The sequence below is a fragment of the Paraburkholderia sp. J67 genome (assembly GCF_905220265.1).
Taxonomy (GTDB): Bacteria; Pseudomonadota; Gammaproteobacteria; order Burkholderiales; family Burkholderiaceae; genus Paraburkholderia.
Window position 1 is genome coordinate 123,127 of the sequence record NZ_CAJMZK010000014.1, and the last position, 16,552, is coordinate 139,678.

The window sequence follows — 16,552 nt, forward strand, 5'->3', positions numbered from 1 at the left end:
GCGCGCGGTAGCGGTGAACATTTGTAAAAGCACCGCGCCCCGTTCCTGCCGCCTGGCGCAACTACATGCGCAGGAACGGCGGCGCTTGTACCGCCCGACCGGGCGAGAGCGGGTTCGACGTAACGGCCTCTTCGATTGCCAGCGTCGGAAGTTGCTCGCTGACATAGAGCGCGTGCCGCTCGAAGATCGTGCCGATCTCGCCTTCGGCAAGCAGCTTTTCGCGCCCATAGGCGCGCGCTGGCGCGGAGAGATGGTATGTCACGTCCGCGCCTTCGAATTGAATCTCGACGAGCGATTTGTCGACCAGTTCGCTGACACAGTCGATCACGGCCTCGATGGAGAGCATGGCGTCGCGTGCAATCAGGCACGCCGCCTCCGGGCTGAACCCGCGATTGAACACGCTCAGACGCCGGAACACCGTCTGTTCGGCGGGGCTGAGCATCTCGAAGCTCCAGTCGAATGCGGCCCGCAGGGTCCGGTGTCTGGGCTGGGCGGTGCGATAACCGCCGGCAAGATAGAGCAGCGGCTCGTCGAGCCCCTCGCAGAGTCCTTCCAGTCCCAGCACGGACGCGCGCCCGGCCGCCAGTTCGAGCGCGAGCGGTATGCCGTCGAGGCGCCGGCAGATCTCTTCGACGATCCGAAGCCGCTCATCGCTCATGTCGGCGCTCACGCCGTTCGAGACCAGCCGCCTCAGAAAGAGGCCGACTGCCGGTGAGCGCAGCAGGGCGTCGCGGTTGTCGTCTGCGTTCGGGAGTGCGAGCGGGCCGACACGATAGACGACTTCGTGAGACACGCGCAGACGGAACCGGCTGGTGGCGAGAATCCTGACCTGAGGATGGGCGTGGCTGATCAGCCCGACGAGTTCGGCCACGTGCTCCACGACATGCTCGGCGTTGTCGATGACGAGCACGCCGCGCAGGCTGGCCAGCCCGCTTGCCAGGCTCCGTGGATCGTCCTCGCCCTCGCCGACGGACACACCGCAGACATCCGCGAACGCACGGATCACCGCCGTGCGCGTACCGTGTGCAGCGAGTTCGACGAAGTGGACATCGACAGCCTGTTCCGTGGCGAGTCGCTGCGCGATTTCCCGGGCGATCCTCGTCTTGCCGATGCCACCCGCGCCCACCAGCGTCACGACGCGTGCCGACGCGATCATCGCGCGTATTTCGGCGATGGCGTCTTCACGCCCGAGCAACGCGTCACGCGCGGGCAACGCAAGGGGGGCCGGCGCGGATTCATGACGTGGCAACGGCATGACCCGCACTTCGGGCGCGGTCGCGACCAGTTGATAACCGCGCCCCGGCACCGTCAGGATCAGCTTGCGATCCGCGCCCAGCGCTTTGCGGATCGCCGAAAGCTGCACGTGGATGTTGTTTTCCTCGACGATCGTATCGGGCCAGACCGCCGCCATCAGCGCGTCCTTGGAGACGATGCGTCCTGCCGCCTGGGCGATGGTGGCGAGCACATCGAACGCACGCGAGCCCAGTTCCACCACTTTGCCGCCGCGGCGCAGCGCCCGCACGCCGAGGTCCAGCTCGCATTCGCCGACCTGAATGACGGCGCAGCGTGGATCGAACGAGGGGGAATCGGCTATCGCGTAGTTCATGTCTGTTTCGTGCAGCATGGCTCGGGCAAGGAACTGAGGGCGCGGCAACCCGCCTCGTCGTGGGCGCCTCTACGTCTTGAGCGGGGCAATGGCGCGCGGATCGTATCGAGACGGATGATAGGCGAAGCGGCTTTTCCTCACCGTTATCCGTAGATTAACTTTTGTTAATCTACGGTTCCCGCAGCAGTGGCAGCCGACTTTCAAGCGCATGCGTTTATCGGGAGCGGACGTCGCGTGACGCCGATTCAGAATGCCGAAGGAACATTAACTTAATTTAATGAGGCGCCGAAAATCGGAATATCGGCGCTGGGCGGATAATTGGCGGCTGGGTGGCGGGGACCCGCAAGGCTGGGCTTCGCACGAAGAGCGGCGCCGCGCCGCGTCCGTTTTTGGCGGCTGTCTGGAACCGCGAGTGGCTGGAAATGAAGATCTTGTTAGTAGAAGACAATGTGCAGGTGGCCGGCTTTCTGAGGAAAGGGCTCGCGGAAGCGGGCCATGTGGTCGACTTCGCCGACAACGGCCGCGATGGCATGTTTCTCGCGATGGGCGGCCCCTACGATGCGATCATCCTGGATCGCATGCTGCCGGGCGGCGTGGACGGACTCAGCATCGTGTCGGCGCTGAGGGCGACGGGGAGCAAGACGCCGGTGCTGATCCTGAGCGCGCTCGATGCCGTCGACGAGCGCATTCGCGGGCTCAAGAGCGGCGGCGACGATTATGTGGTCAAGCCCTTCGCATTCGGCGAGGTGCTGGCAAGGCTCGAGGTGCTCATGCGTCGCTCGCAGACCGACGTGCTCGAAACGTCGCTCAAGGTGGGCGACTTGAGCATCGATCTGCTTTCGCGCAGGGTCACGCGCGCGGGCAAGGCGATCAGTCTGAAGCCGCGCGAATTCAAGCTGCTCGAATACATGATGCGCCATGCCGATCAGGTCGTGACGCGCACCATGCTGCTGGAAAACATCTGGGAATATCACTTCGATCCGCAGACCAACGTGATCGACGTGCACGTCAGCAAGCTTCGGCAAAAGATCGATGCGGGGTTCGAGCGCTCGCTCCTGCACACCGTGCGAAACGCCGGGTACATGTTGTCGGCCGACACATGACATCCAGCCCACTGTGAAGCCACGGAACGATGCCGCAGACCCTATGAATCCAGAAGACCCGGACGTTCAAACGTTGTGGGACGACGGTTCGCTCGTCCTTGCGCGAATCAGGTCGCGAGGCACGGCGCAAACGCGGCTCGCCGCGAATGCGTCGGCGAGCCAGCCATCGGCGCAAACCCTGGCGCTGCTCGAAAACGCCTATCGGCTGCGCGAGCGGCTCGATAGTCCGCGCTTCACGCAGCCGCACACGCTGGCGCGGGAGAGCCGGCGCACGACGCTCTTCCTCGACGACCCCGGCGGCAGCGTTCTCGCTTCCCTGCAGCCGCACCGCTTGCCGCTCGGCCAGGTCCTGTCGCTGGCGGCCAATGCGGCGGCCGCGCTCGACGCCTTGCATGCGCGCGGCCTCATCCATCACGACATCCGGCCGGCTCACCTGCTGGTCAACGCGAGGACGGGTGGGGTGGCGCTCACCGGGTTCGGATTGACCGCCGATGCTGATGCCGATGCCGAAGTTGCCACCGACGCCGCTACCAACGCCGCCATCGACAGTGCAACCGAAAGCGAGCCAAACCAGCAGCCGGTTCTGTTCACGGACGCGCTCCCCTACGTGGCGCCTGAGCGCACCGGACTGCTCAACCGTCGCCCGGATGCACGCTCCGACCTGTACTCGCTGGGCGTCGTCATCTACTGGATGCTCACGGGCCGGCTGCCCTGGCTGGCCAGTTCGGCGGCGGAGTGGCTGCATTGCCATACGGCGAGGCAGCCCATTTCGCTCAAGGAGTCGGCGCCTGAGATTCCCGACCCCGTCGCCGCCATCGTCGACCGGCTGCTCGCCAAGGCGGCCCAGGACCGCTACCAGAGCGCGCGAGGCGTGGAGCACGATTTACGTTTGTGTGCCGCGCAATGCCTGCGCGGAGCGCCTATCGAGCCCTTCGCCCTGGGCGCGGCCGACTCGGTCGATCGCTTGCTCATTCCCGGGCGCCTGTACGGGCGGGAGGCGGAAGTGCAGGCGCTGGCGGGGGCCTTCGAGCGAGTCGTGCAAGACAGCTCGCCCGCGTGCGTGCTGGTGTCCGGCTACTCGGGAATCGGGAAATCGTCGCTGGTCGAGACATTTCATCGGTCGATAGCCGCCTCGGGCAGCCTGTTCGCTTCAGGCAAATTCGATCAATACAAGCGGGATATTCCGTACGCGACGATTGCACAGTGCCTGGCGGCGCTCGTGCAACAGATTCTCGACGAGGACGCGCCCGAAATCGCTGCATGGCGGGCGCGCATCCTGCAAGCGCTCGGTTCGCACGGTCAACTGATCGTCGATCTGATCCCCGCGCTCGAAGGTCTGGTCGGCGTGCAACCGGCGGTTGCCGAACTCCCGCCGCAGGAGGCGCAGACGCGCTTCGTCGCCACGCTCACGGGATTCATCGGGGCCTTTGCTTTTCCCGGGCGGCCGCTGGTGCTTTTCCTGGACGATCTGCAATGGCTGGACGCCGGCACGATTTCGGTCCTGGAGGCTTTCGCAAAAGGGCAGGACGCAAGGGACGTGCTGCTCATTGGCGCGTATCGCGACAACGAGGTCGGGCCCACGCACCCGTTGACACGCGTCGTCGAGGCGATGCGCGCGGGGCGGGTCCGCGTTCACGACGTGTTGCTGGCCCCGCTCGGCGTGCACGACGTGGCGGGCCTCGTGCGCGACGCGACTCATAGCGACCGGCAACGCACCGCGCCACTCGCGCAGATCCTGTTCGACAAGACGGGCGGCAACCCGTTTTTTGTCGTCCAGTTCCTCCAGGTGCTGGCCGACGAAGGTTTTCTCACGTTCGACAAGGCGCGTCGCGAGTGGGCATGCAACGCTCAGCAGATTGCACAGAGCGCCTTTCCCGACAGCGTGGTGGATCTGATGGTCGACAAGCTCGGCCGCCTGCCCGATTCGACGCGCCGCGCGCTCGTCGATTTCGCCTGCCTGGGCACCACGGTGTCGAACGCGGTTCTCGCGCGCGTGAGCGGGCAGTCGCGCGAAGCGATCGATGCGGCGCTCGCGGATGCCGCCGCCCAGGGCATCGTGTATCGCCAGGCCGAGGGCTATGCGTTTGTTCATGACCGGATTCAGGAAGCCGCGTATGCGTTGATCGCCGAGGCCGATCGCGCAGGCACGCATTTGCGCATCGGGACGCTGCTGGACGGCGGGGACGGCGACCCGGAGGTCGAGCGCAATATCTTCGAGATCGTCAATCAGTTCAACCGCGCGATCCATGTGATCGAGGGCGTGGAGGTCCGCACGCGCGTGGCCAGTCTCAACTTGCGCGCCGGCCGCCGCGCGAGGGCGTCCGCGGCTTATGGTTCCGCGCTCGCGTATCTGACGCTCGGCAGCGACTTGATTGGCGCTGGCGCATGGCAGACCCATTACGCGGAGAAGTTCTCGTTCGAACTGCTGCGCGCCGAATGCGAATTCCTCACGGGAAACGCCGCGTCGGCCGAGGAGCGCCTGCGCGATCTGGCCGCGCGAGCCGCGAACGTGCCGCACAAGGCGGCCGTGGCGTTTCTGCGCGTGACGCTTCACACGGCGCTCGATCAGATGCAGGCCGCCGTCGAAATCTGTCTGGGCTATCTGCGCGAGGTCGGCATCGACTGGGTGGCGCACCCCGCCCGCGCGGCAGCGGCGGCCGAGTACGTCACGCTGCACGAACAGATCGGCCAAAGAACGATTGCTTCCCTCATCGATCTTCCGATGCTCCAGGACGACACCCTGGAGGCGACGCTCAATGTGCTGACCGCGGTGTTGCCGCCGGCCTTCTTCACGGACGAGAACCTGGTGTGTCTGGTGTTGTCCCGCATGGCGAACCTGAGCATCCGACACGGCAACGCCGACGCGTCGTCGCTGGGTTTTGCCTACCTCGGCATGGTGGCCGGCCCGATCTTCAACGACTACCGCGCGGGGTTCGAGTTCGGCAGGCTGGGACTGGCGCTGGTGGACGAGCGCGGACTCGGGCGCTTCAGGGCGCGCGTGTACATGTGCTTTGCCTATCACGTGATGCCGTGGACACAACCCATGCGCGCCGGGCTGCCGCTCTTGCGGCGGGCGTTCGAAGCGGCGACCGAGAGCGGCGACCTCACCTATATCGGCTTCAGCAGTTGTTGTCTCGTGACGAGCCTGCTTGCCGCCGGTCATCCACTGGCCGCTATCGAAGACGAAGCGCTCGAGCGCCTGCGTATCGTTCGCGCGGCGGGCTTCGGTCTGATCGTCGACATCATGAACGCCCAGTTGTCGTTGATTCGCAGCTTGCGGGGATTGCCGGCCTGGCTCGGCGCGAATGGCGCGGACCATGCGGACGAAGCGTCCTTCGAGCGGCATCTCGAAGGCAATCCCGCACTCGCCATCGCGGCCTGCTGGTACTGGATACGTCAGATGCAGGCACGCTATTTCGCGGGCGACATCCAACGCGCGCTAGAGGCGCAACAGCGCGCGGCGCCCTTGCTCTGGACCACGTCGGGACACTTCGAGCTGGCGGAATATCACTTCTTCGGCGCACTGGCGCGCCTGCATGGGCATGCGACGCTTGCGCCCGCCGAGCAGGTCGCCAACCAGACGGCGCTGATGGATCACGTCGAGAAGCTGCGCGGCTGGGCCCGGCACGCCCCCGCGAACTTCGCCTCGCGCACAGCCCTCGTCGAGGCCGAACTCGCGCGTGTGGGCAAGCGCGAGTTCGAAGCGATGCGCCTCTATGAGCAGGCGATCGAGCAGGCGCGCGAGCAGCGGCTGCTGCATGTCGAGGGTCTCGCTCATGAGATCGCCGGCCGCTTCTATGCCGACCACGGCTTTACGGCCATCAGCGTGGTCTATCTGCGCAATGCGCGCCTGGCCTGGTTGAACTGGGGGGCGATGGCGAAAGTGCGCTCGCTCGACGCGCGTTATCCCGGCCTGGCGTCGGAAGACGCTTCGAGCGCGTTGGCCACGCCGGTGGCGAATCAACTGGAGATGGAGACCGTCGTTAAGGCATCCCAGGCGATTTCCAGCGAGCGGGTGCTGGAGCGCCTCATGCATACGCTGATGACCATCGTGCTGGAGCACGCGGGCGCCCGGCGCGCCTTGCTGATTTTGCCGCACGCGGAGCAGCTCTGGATCGAGGCGGAGGCTAGTGCGATCCGCGAGGGCATCACGGTCAATGTGGGCCGCCGCGCTGCTGCGGCGGACGCCGTGCCGCTCGCGATGCTCCATCACAGTCTGCGCACGCATGAACCGGTGCGGGTGGACGACGCCGCGATCGAGAATCCGTTTGCGGCGGACGAGTATTTCAGCGGCAGGAATGCGCGCTCGGTGCTGTCGTTGCCGCTCGTCAAGCAGGACCGCCTGATCGGCGCTCTGTATCTCGAGAACGAACTGGCGCCGGGCGTCTTCACGCTCTCGCGTATGGCGGTGCTGAGGCTGCTCGCCTCGCAGGCCGCGATCTCGATCGAAAACGCCAGCCTGGAAGAGATCGAAGCGCTCCTGGAAGAAAAGGAAGCCTTGTTGCAGGAAGTGCATCACCGGGTCAAAAACAATCTGCAACTGATCAGCAGTCTGCTCAATCTCCAGGCGTCGCGCGTCGAAGACCGGTCGATGGCGGAGCGCTTTCTCGACAGCAGAAACCGGGTGCGCTCGATGGCGATGGTTCATGAGAATCTGTATCGAGCCGGCAATTTCGCGCGCATCGACATGGCGTCCCATATCCGGAATCTCTGTGCGCACCTTTCCCGCGTTTATGAACTGAGTCAATTGAACGTGTCGCTCGACGTGCGCGTGGACGATGTGCAGCTCGACATGAACCGGGCGGTGGCGTGCGGCATGATCGTCAACGAACTCGTCTCGAATGCGCTCAAGCACGCGTTTCCGCAGGGCCGGCACGGACACCTGCGCGTCCAGCTGGTGTCGGACGACTCGGACGACGAGCGCGGCTGCAAGCTGGTCGTATCGGACGACGGCATTGGCTTGCCGTCCGATTTTTCCCTCGAGACGGCCGATTCCCTCGGCCTGCAACTCGTTTCCGACCTGGCTCATCAGCTCCATGCCTCAGTCCGGCAGGACAGCCGCGTGGGGACGAGCTTTGTGATTCACTTCAAACTTTAAGGACCCGACGGGCTTGGTCATGGCATCCGCACGCATACTCATCGTGGAAGACGATCGCGTGGTGGCACGCGATATCGGTCAACAACTCGTGCGCTGCGGGCATACCGTTGTGAGCAGTGTCGCGAGCGGCGAGGAGGCGCTCGTCGTGGCGGCGCGCTCGCCGCTGGACCTCGTTCTCATGGACGTGCGCCTCGAAGGCGAGATGGATGGTATCGACGCCGCGCGGCGGCTGCGCGAAACGCATGGTCTGCCCATCGTGTTTCTCACCGCCTACGCGGACGAGGAGACGGTGCAGCGCGCGGCCGTCACCGAACCCTTCGGCTACATCCTGAAGCCCTTCGAAGACCAGCAGTTGCGCACCGTCGTGGAGATGGCGCTTTACAAGCATGCGGCCGAGCGCCGGTTGCGCGAGAGCGAGCAGCGCTACGCGGTCACCCTGGCCAGCATTGGCGATGGCGTGATCGCAACGGACTGCGAATCGCGCATCACGCTGATCAACCCCGTCGCCGAGGCATTGACCGGGTGGTCGCAAGTGGAGGCCGTCGGCCAGCCACTCGCGAAGGTGCTCGTGCTGATCGACGAAGACACGAACACGCCACTGGACGACGTGAGCGCCGCAGTCCTGCGCGCACAGGCGAGCGTCGATTTGCCAGTCAGGACCCGGCTGGTTGGCCGGCACGGGCGCGACGTTCCGGTTGAAACTCGCGGCACGCCGATCGTCGACGATGTGGGGCAGGTGGCCGGCGTCGTGCTCGCGATACGCGACGTGACGCAAGCGCGCCGCGCGGCGCAAGCGGAAATTCTGCGTGAAACCAATGAGCGTCTCGGCACGGCCATGTGGGGGTCGAATGTCGGCGTATGGGAGCTCGAATGCGACGGCGAAGATGAACGGCATTGGGTGCTGCGATGCTGGAACGTGCGCGAGTGGCTCGGCTATGGCGAGCATGCCGGTGCGCCCAGCTTTGGCCGCTTCATGGACCTCGTGCATCCCGACGACCGCGACCGCTTTGGCGACGCTATCAGAAGCCAGTCGAAGGCCGGCGGCGCGCTGGCGGTGGAACACCGCCTGCTACACAGCGACGGGTCGTACCGCTGGGTGCTCACGCGCGGCACATCGCGCCGGCACGGCGGCAGCGCGCCGGGTCGCCTGAGCGGCACGTTGATCGACATTACCGAACTCAAGCGCGCGGAACTGGCCTTGCGCGCCAGCGAGGAACGCTTTCGCGGCACGTTTGAAAACGCCGCGGTCGGGATTGCGCACTGCGCCTCGGATGGCCGCTTTCTGCGCGTCAACCAACGCTACTGCGAGATTGTCGGCTATACCCGTGAAGCGTTGCTCAACATGACATTCCGGGACGTCACCGACGCCGCTTCCCTGCCTGCCAGCGTTTCGCGCTTCGCGCAGTTGTTCGAGAAGAAAATCCCTCATTACGCCGAAGACAAGCTCCTCATACGCGGCGACGGTGCGCGCGTCTGGGTCAATGTCTGCGTCGCGATGCAATGGGAACCCGACGAGCAGATCTATCACACGATCGCGGTCTTGCAGGACATATCCGGGCGCAAGGCGCTCGAAGCCACCGTGCGCGAGGCGCGCGACGAGGCGCAAGCCGCGAACAAGGCCAAGGATCAATTTCTCGCCAATATCAGCCATGAATTGCGCACGCCGCTGAACGGCATCTTGGGCTATGCACAGATCCTGCGTCACGACGACGGGCTCGATGCGCGCCAGAAGTCGCAAGTCGCGGTCATCGAGCAAAGCGGGACGCATCTGTCGACGCTCATCAACGACTTGCTGGAGTTCGCGCGCGTCGGCGCGGGAAGCATCGAGCTGCATCTGGCCGATGTGCCGCTCACGCCATTTCTGGAAATGCTCGCGGAGATGGTGGGCGTGCGCGCGAGAGAGAAAGGCCTCACACAAAACTGTGTGATTGCGCCTTGTCTGCCAACGATCATTCGCATCGACGAAAAGCGCTTGCGCCAGGTCCTGCTCAACCTGCTGTCGAATGCCGTGAAATTCACGGACGAAGGCGATGTCACCTTCGCGGTGAGACAGCTCAGCCCGGGCGTCCTGCGCTTCGAGGTGTCGGACACGGGCGTGGGTATCACAGCCGACCAGATCGGGCGCGTGTTCCAGCCGTTCGAACAGGCCGGCGATGCCGAACGGCGCAGCGCGGGCGTAGGTCTCGGCCTTTCCATCAGTCAGCATCTCGTGCGGCTCATGAGCAGCGAGATTCATGTGGAGAGCGACCCCGGACGAGGCAGCCGCTTCTGGTTCGATCTTGCCGTACCGGATCCGGGCGAGGGAGCCTGCGCGACGAGGTCGGCGATCGACAGCGCGACCGACGATCCGGTAGCCGTCGACACGCGCCGCGCCACTGCGCCGCCGCTGGCGGTTCCCTCGCATGAGCACATGGAGGTTCTTCATCGCCTGGCGTTGCGAGGGCAGATGCGCGACGTCATGCGTCATGCCGATTCGCTGCTGGAAAGCGACGTGCGCTATCAGGCGTTCGTGCTGCGCGTACGCCAGCTCGCGGAAAATTTCGAATCGAGAGAACTGCTCGCATTCATCGAACGGCATTGGAACGGAAGAGAGCCAGCATGACAGAGGAAATTGAATGCATGGCGCCGCTCGTGCTGGTGGTGGACGACATGGCGTCGAACCTGGGCCTGGTGGTCGATTTTCTCGAAGGCAACGACCTGCGCGTCTCGATTGCCCGCGACGGCGAAGAAGCGCTCAGGCGGGCCGATCTCGTGCTGCCGGACCTGATCCTGCTGGACGTGATGATGCCGGGCCTAGATGGTTTCGAAGTGTGTCGCCGGTTGAAAGACAATCCGCGAACCCGCGCCGTCCCCGTCATTTTCATGACCTCGCTATCGCAGACGGAAGACAAGACGGCGGGTTTTCAGGTCGGGGCCGTCGACTACGTGACCAAGCCGTTACAGATGGAAGAATTGCTTGCGCGCGTGAAGACGCATTTGAAACTGGGGCGCTTGCAGAAAGCGCTCAAGGAGCAAAACGCGCGCCTTCAGGAAGAGGTGCGCAGCCGCGAGGCCGCGCAGGACGCGCTGATCGAAATGATCCATAACGTGCGCAATAGCTCGAATGCCATTGCTCACGATCTGCGAACTCCGTTGACCGAACTGCGCTTCAGGATGGAAGCGATGATCCTCGACCTCAAGAAGACGGTCGATTGCGAAACGCTGGAGCGGCTGGAGGGGGCGCTGGGCGACATCGACCGTGTCATCGGCATTTTCAACGCGCTGTTGCGGCTCGCGGAAATCGATGCAGGCGTGCGCCGGTCGGGCTTTCTGGAAAGCGACGTCGCGCATATCGTTGCCGAGGCGGTGGAGTTTTATCAGCCGCTGGCGGAGCTGCGCGGACTCGCGTTGACCCTCAGTGGTCCTGAGAGTTTGCCGGCGCTGGTCGATCCCTTGTTGCTGGCCCAGGCGATCGGCAATCTTATCGACAACGCATTGAAGTTCGCGCGCACGCAAGTCCATGTCCATCTGACTGGGGCCGACGGCAAGATCGAAATTGCCGTGGCCGACGATGGCCCCGGCGTGCCGGATGCGGAAAAAGCCCGCGTGACCGAGCGGTTTTATCGTGGCGATGCGAGCCGCGGCACGCCCGGCGTCGGACTGGGGCTGGCGCTCGTCAAAGGGGTGGCCACGCTGCATCGCGGCACGCTGGAACTCGCGGACAACGCTCCGGGGCTGATCGTGAAGCTGGCGCTATTGTGCTGACCGGGTGGGCCGCCGGGCTGGCCGTTTCTTTTCAATCGCGGCCCGTCGCCGCTTCGGGGGCAAGGCTCGCCCCGGCAGTCTGGGTCCCGCGTGTACGGGCATTCGACGCTCCCATTGCGCTGAGTCGCTGGCGCAGTTGGCCAAGGCGCTGGATATCGGGGGCAGGCGAGTCCAGATCGAGCAGGGCATCGAACGGCGCAAGCAGCGCCACAGCCTGAGCGGGCTGATCGCTTTGGATGTGATGGGTGGCCAGGTCGAGTGCGGCGCGCAGTTTCCAGATCACTGCGCCGTGTTCGCTCGCGAGCCTCATGGCGGCGTTCAGGAAATGGCGTGCCCGCGCTTCACATTGGGCGCGCTCCCCATGCGCCAAGCCGCCCAGCGCCAGCGCGTGCTGGAATTCCACCCATCCTCTGGCCCTCAGCATTTCCGGCAAAAAGTGGGACTCGCTATGGGTCTCGCTGCGCTTGATCGCCTCGTCCAGCCTCGCCTTGGCCTGCTCGAAACGGCGGGCCTTTGCCAGCATTTCGGCGCTCGTCACGATGAACGGGACAATCACGCGCCGGAAGCCGCGCGCAACGAGTCGCTGCAAGGCGGGCTCGAACCGCTCAAACCACTCGAGCCACTCGAACGTTGACGCTTCAACGCCGGACTGAAGGTCGATCTGCACGGACAGACATTGCGCATAGTCCTCCCAGACGGCGAACCGGTGGGTCGCCACCTGCGAGCGCAACAGGGCGAGATAGCGCGACGCGGCCTGCACGTCGCCACATTGCAGCGCGACCGGCACGGCCACGGTGGCCAGTACATGGCTGAGCGTGGGCTCCAGCACATCCCGGCGGGAGGGGTTCAGTGACGCTTGCACGAGTTGCATGGCGTGCGCCGGCTTGCCCTGAAACCAGGCAATGCGTGCGAGCGTGCCATTGCAAAAGGTGAGCGGGTCCACGCCGAGCGAGCTGCAGGGCGAGGTATCCGCGCCCGGTTCGCCGAGTGCCGCAACGGCGAACTCGAGGCGCTCGCGCGCTTGTTCGTGCTCGCCGAAGCTGTGCAGCGAAAGAGCAAGCATGGCGCTCGCCAGCAGCCGCTTGCCGCGTGATTCGCTACGCTCGGCGGCCTGCTGGATGCGCGTAGCGTAACGCAGCGAGGCTTGCACGTCGGCGTTCGACAGCGTGGCGTTCCAGAGGCCCCACAGGGCGCGCGTCACGAACGCCTCGTCGCGCGCTGCCTGCGCGAGTTGCAATACGCGTTGCCAAAGCGAGATCGCCGTCTCGACGTTTCCGTCCACGTAGACGAGCGTGGCGGCGTAGGCGGCGCACAGCCGCATTTCGCAGACGACATCGACCGAGCCGGCGGGCAGCGTGTCGAGCACCTCGAGCGCGTATCGCGCCCGTTCGCAGCATTCGTGCAGGAGCGACGCGTCGAGCAGCGTGCCGACCAGCGCCCCCGCGAGTGCGACGCCCTGAGCCGGGTCGCCGTTTTCGGAAAACGCCCAGTCGTAGGCGGTGCGCGCATCGTCCAGCGAAAGGCGTGCGTTGAGATCCGTGCCGTGCCGGTTGCTTTCCGGGTGAACGAGGTCGCTTTCTTCGATGCGCTTTTTCATGTAGCGCATGTGCCGGGACGCGATGACGTGCACTTCGCCTTCGTCGCGTTGCTTCTCCATCGCAAAGGCGCGCGTGCTGCCGGTCAGCCGGTACGTTGCGATCGGACCGTGAAACTCCACGTTTAAAAGCGATTTGGTCGCGAGCTCCCCAAGACTCGACACGACCACGGTGATCGACATGCCGGGCTCCGTGGCGACGGCGCAGACCGCGTCGAACGTAAAGGCGCCGGTAAAGCATCCCAGGCGGCGGAACACAATGCGCGATGGCGCGTCGAGCAGCGCGTAGCTCCACTCGAACGTCGCGCGCAAGGTCTGGTGTCGCGGCAATGCTGAACGTAAGCCCCCCGTGAGCAGGTCGAGTTGCTGGTCGAGCCGTGCGGCCACACCCTCGACGCCGAGTGTCGCGACGCGCGCCGCGGCGAGTTCGATCGCGAGGGGCAGGCCGTCGAGGCGCCGGCAGATATCGGCGACGAGCGCGATGCTCTTGTCGTCGGTGGCGCAGTGTGTTGCGAGCGAGCGGGCGCGGCACAGAAATAGCTCGACTGCCGGATGCGCGAGTATCTCGTCAGTGGCGAGTCCGCTTTGCGGCACGCCAAGCGGTTCGAGACGCAGAACCGATTCCGCGCTGATATGCAGGGCCTCACGACTCGTCACGAGCACACGCACCGACGAATTGCGCACGAGCAGCGCCTCCACGAGCCTGGCGACGACGTCGATCACATGCTCGGCGTTATCGAGCACGAGGAGGCAGCCGGATTCGGCGAGGGCATCGTAGAGGGAATCGGCGCGGACTTGTCCGTCGTCCGTGGGGAGTTTTAGCGCGTCGGCCAGGGTCGCGAGGACCGCCTCGCCCGAAGCAGCTCTCGCCAGTTCGACGAAGCCTATCGCCCGACCGCTTCGGCGATGGATTTCGCTCGCAACGTGAAGCGCGAGCGCGGTCTTGCCGATACCGCCCGCGCCGACGACCGTCGTGACCGATCCGCGTTCGAGGTGATCGAGCAGTTGGCCGATCTCGGCGGTGCGGCCGATCAGGGGCGCGACGAGTGGAGGAAGCGGGGGAAGCTGAAGTGCGGTTGCCGTTGCGGCTGCCATTCGCACAAGGGTTTCGCCTGCTTCAGGTTCAGGTGCTTCAGGTGCTTCGGACGCGCAGCTAGCTCTGGCAATCAGCAGATAGCCTCGCCCCGGTACGGTCTTGATCAGATCGCGGTCGACGCCAAGCAGTTTGCGCAATGCCGCAATATGCACCTGAAGCCGATTCTCTTCGACGATCTGACCCGGCCAGACGGCGTCCATGATGTCGTCTTTCGACAGGATCGCGCCATTGGCACGATGGAGCACTTCGAGAATATCGAAAGCGCGCGCGCCAATTCGCAGCGAAAGGCCGTTCCGCTGGATGTTTCGCTGATCGAAACTGACCTGCAACGAACCTATCTGAATCATGGTCGTCTCCGGCTGGCGAGATCGTGATTGTCTCGAAGGGACATCGGGTCGAGCGTGGACGATGTAACGGTGGGAGGCCATCGATGCTGGGCCAGTCTGTCGTTCCGGCTTCGCCGGGACGCGGATGAACAGCGCACGGTGTATTCGATGCGGGGATTGTGCACAATTCGAAGTGTAAACAAAGATTAGCGGAACGTCTTGAACAAAAATGCTCAGCGCATGGCCAGTGATTTCTATTCAAACTCGCACAAGGGCCAATATCGTCTGTTTTGCCGATCATGGTGCGATTTGGCACGCGGCGTTCGCGCTTGAGCACAATGTATAAATGTCACTTGAAAACAGGCGTTCACAATCCAATTCAGAAATTTTCAGGTCGTCATGCGGCACGGTTCCGCGTCGGATGGGAGGAAGGGCAGTCGTGTTTGCAGGGCACGCGATTCAGGATCGGCACCTGCCGTTGAAAACGGCATCACGCTGAGGACGCGGAAATGCGTCTGCGTATCGGAGTTGGCGTATCTGAACGCCTCATTAAGCATTATTAAGTGCCGGAAAAGGACCTTTTAATTCTGCGTCACTAAGCTCGGAACCCGATGCGGGCATGACCCATTTGCATCGTGGACAACAGCAACTAGCACACTCATCGCGCGCCAACGCGCACATGGGTATGCAACGACGGAGAACAACAATGAACTTGCAAGAAAACGCACACGCGCCGTCGCCCGCGCGCCGCAGAATGCTTTCGGCCAGCGCAGGCGTGGCTGGCGCGGTCGCCATGACGGCACTGCCCGCGGCGGCGTCGGCTGCGAGCGGCAGCACCGCGCACAGCGCCAACGGACATTCGCGCAGCGCCAGTTTCGTGAAGGCCAAGGACGGCACCGAAATCTACTTCAAGGACTGGGGCACGGGCACGCCGGTCGTCTTCTCGCACGGCTGGCCGCTTTCGGCGGATGCGTGGGATCCGCAGATGCTCTTCCTGGTGAATCAGGGCTATCGCGTGATCGCGCATGACCGTCGCGGCCACGGGCGCTCGGGCCAGCCGTCGGCTGGAAACGATATGGATACCTACGCAGACGATCTGGCCGCCGTGCTCGATGCGCTCGATGTGCGCAATGCCATGCTCGTCGGTCACTCGACGGGCGGCGGCGAGGTCGCGCATTACATCGGCCGGCACGGTTCGAAGCGGGTGGCGAAGGCGGTGCTGATCGGCGCCGTGCCGCCGCAGATGGTCAAGTCGGCGACCAATCCCGGCGGTCTGCCCATGTCGGTGTTCGACGGCATTCGCGACGGCGTGGCCGCCAACCGTTCGCAGTTCTATCTCGACCTCGCCACGCCGTTCTATGGCTTTAACCGTCCGAACGCGAAGGTCTCGCAAGGCCTGGTCCAGGACTTCTGGCGCCAGGGCATGCAAGGCTCGATCAAAGGCCAGTACGAGTGCATCAAGCAGTTCTCCGAAGTCGATTACACGGAAGACCTGAAGAAGATGGACATGCCGACGCTCATCCTCCACGGCGACGATGACCAGATCGTGCCGATCGACGATGCGGCGCGCCTGTCGGCGAAGATCGTCAAGCACGCGACGCTCAAGGTCTACCCGGGCGCACCGCATGGCATGTGCAGCACGCATGTCGAGCAGGTGAACGCCGATCTGCTGGCGTTCCTGAAGGCATAAGGCTCGCCGCGAGGGAAGCCGTCTGTCGCCCGATCGGCGGCTTTTCTTCGCGCGCCACCGGCGCGTTCATAACGATTAAGCGCTGAAACAGGACTTTAAGCCTGTGGCCTCGTAGGCTGTGCTGAGGTTGCCGGGCGTCTGCGTGTGCTCAGCCGCAGCCGATCGCGCCCGCCTGCACGGCTGATAGCGCTCGAGCCGGCACTGCCAACCGCCCACGCGATACCCATCGAACCATTCAAAGAGACACGTATGAGCGCTCAGAGCTTCGTGGAGACGGCCGATCGCACTTCGCGGA

7 protein-coding genes are annotated in these 16,552 nt (G+C 64.4%); 5 read left to right on the top strand and 2 right to left on the bottom strand.

Annotated elements, in window-relative coordinates; genetic code table 11:
- Nucleotides 1–61: 61 nt before the first annotated feature.
- A complete protein-coding gene (locus U5782_RS24035) occupies nt 62–1,606 on the bottom strand; it encodes an ATP-binding protein (RefSeq protein WP_322046380.1) in 1,545 nt (514 codons plus the stop codon).
- A 422-nt stretch (nt 1,607–2,028) separates the two neighbouring features.
- On the opposite strand from U5782_RS24035, the gene U5782_RS24040 reads away from it, so the two are divergent.
- From U5782_RS24040 to U5782_RS24055, 4 genes are read left to right on the top strand one after another with little or no spacing between them, the layout of a single operon-like run.
- Nucleotides 2,029–2,709, top strand: a complete 681-nt coding sequence (locus U5782_RS24040; protein ID WP_322046381.1) for a response regulator transcription factor — start codon at nt 2,029–2,031, stop codon at nt 2,707–2,709.
- A 43-nt stretch (nt 2,710–2,752) separates the two neighbouring features.
- Nucleotides 2,753–7,807, top strand: a complete 5,055-nt coding sequence (locus tag U5782_RS24045; protein WP_322046382.1) for an AAA family ATPase — start codon at nt 2,753–2,755, stop codon at nt 7,805–7,807.
- Nucleotides 7,808–7,826: 19 nt separating this feature from the next.
- A complete protein-coding gene (locus U5782_RS24050) occupies nt 7,827–10,409 on the top strand; it encodes a PAS domain S-box protein (protein WP_322046383.1) in 2,583 nt (860 codons plus the stop codon).
- The gene (locus tag U5782_RS24055) at nt 10,406–11,551 is read left to right on the top strand and encodes a hybrid sensor histidine kinase/response regulator (RefSeq protein WP_322046384.1); all 1,146 of its coding nucleotides are present in this window, start codon (nt 10,406–10,408) and stop codon (nt 11,549–11,551) included. The genes U5782_RS24050 and U5782_RS24055 overlap by 4 nt, the downstream gene beginning before the upstream one ends.
- A 31-nt stretch (nt 11,552–11,582) precedes the next feature.
- Here U5782_RS24055 and U5782_RS24060 read toward each other — a convergent pair whose 3' ends face one another.
- Nucleotides 11,583–14,588 carry a winged helix-turn-helix domain-containing protein gene (locus tag U5782_RS24060; protein ID WP_322046385.1) on the bottom strand — a complete coding sequence of 1,002 codons (3,006 nt, stop codon included), beginning with the start codon at nt 14,586–14,588 and terminating at the stop codon, nt 11,583–11,585.
- A 685-nt stretch (nt 14,589–15,273) separates the two neighbouring features.
- Between U5782_RS24060 and U5782_RS24065 the strand changes: the two genes are divergently transcribed.
- Nucleotides 15,274–16,257 carry an alpha/beta fold hydrolase gene (locus tag U5782_RS24065; protein WP_415914398.1) on the top strand — a complete coding sequence of 328 codons (984 nt, stop codon included), beginning with the start codon at nt 15,274–15,276 and terminating at the stop codon, nt 16,255–16,257.
- Nucleotides 16,258–16,552: the final 295 nt, after the last annotated feature.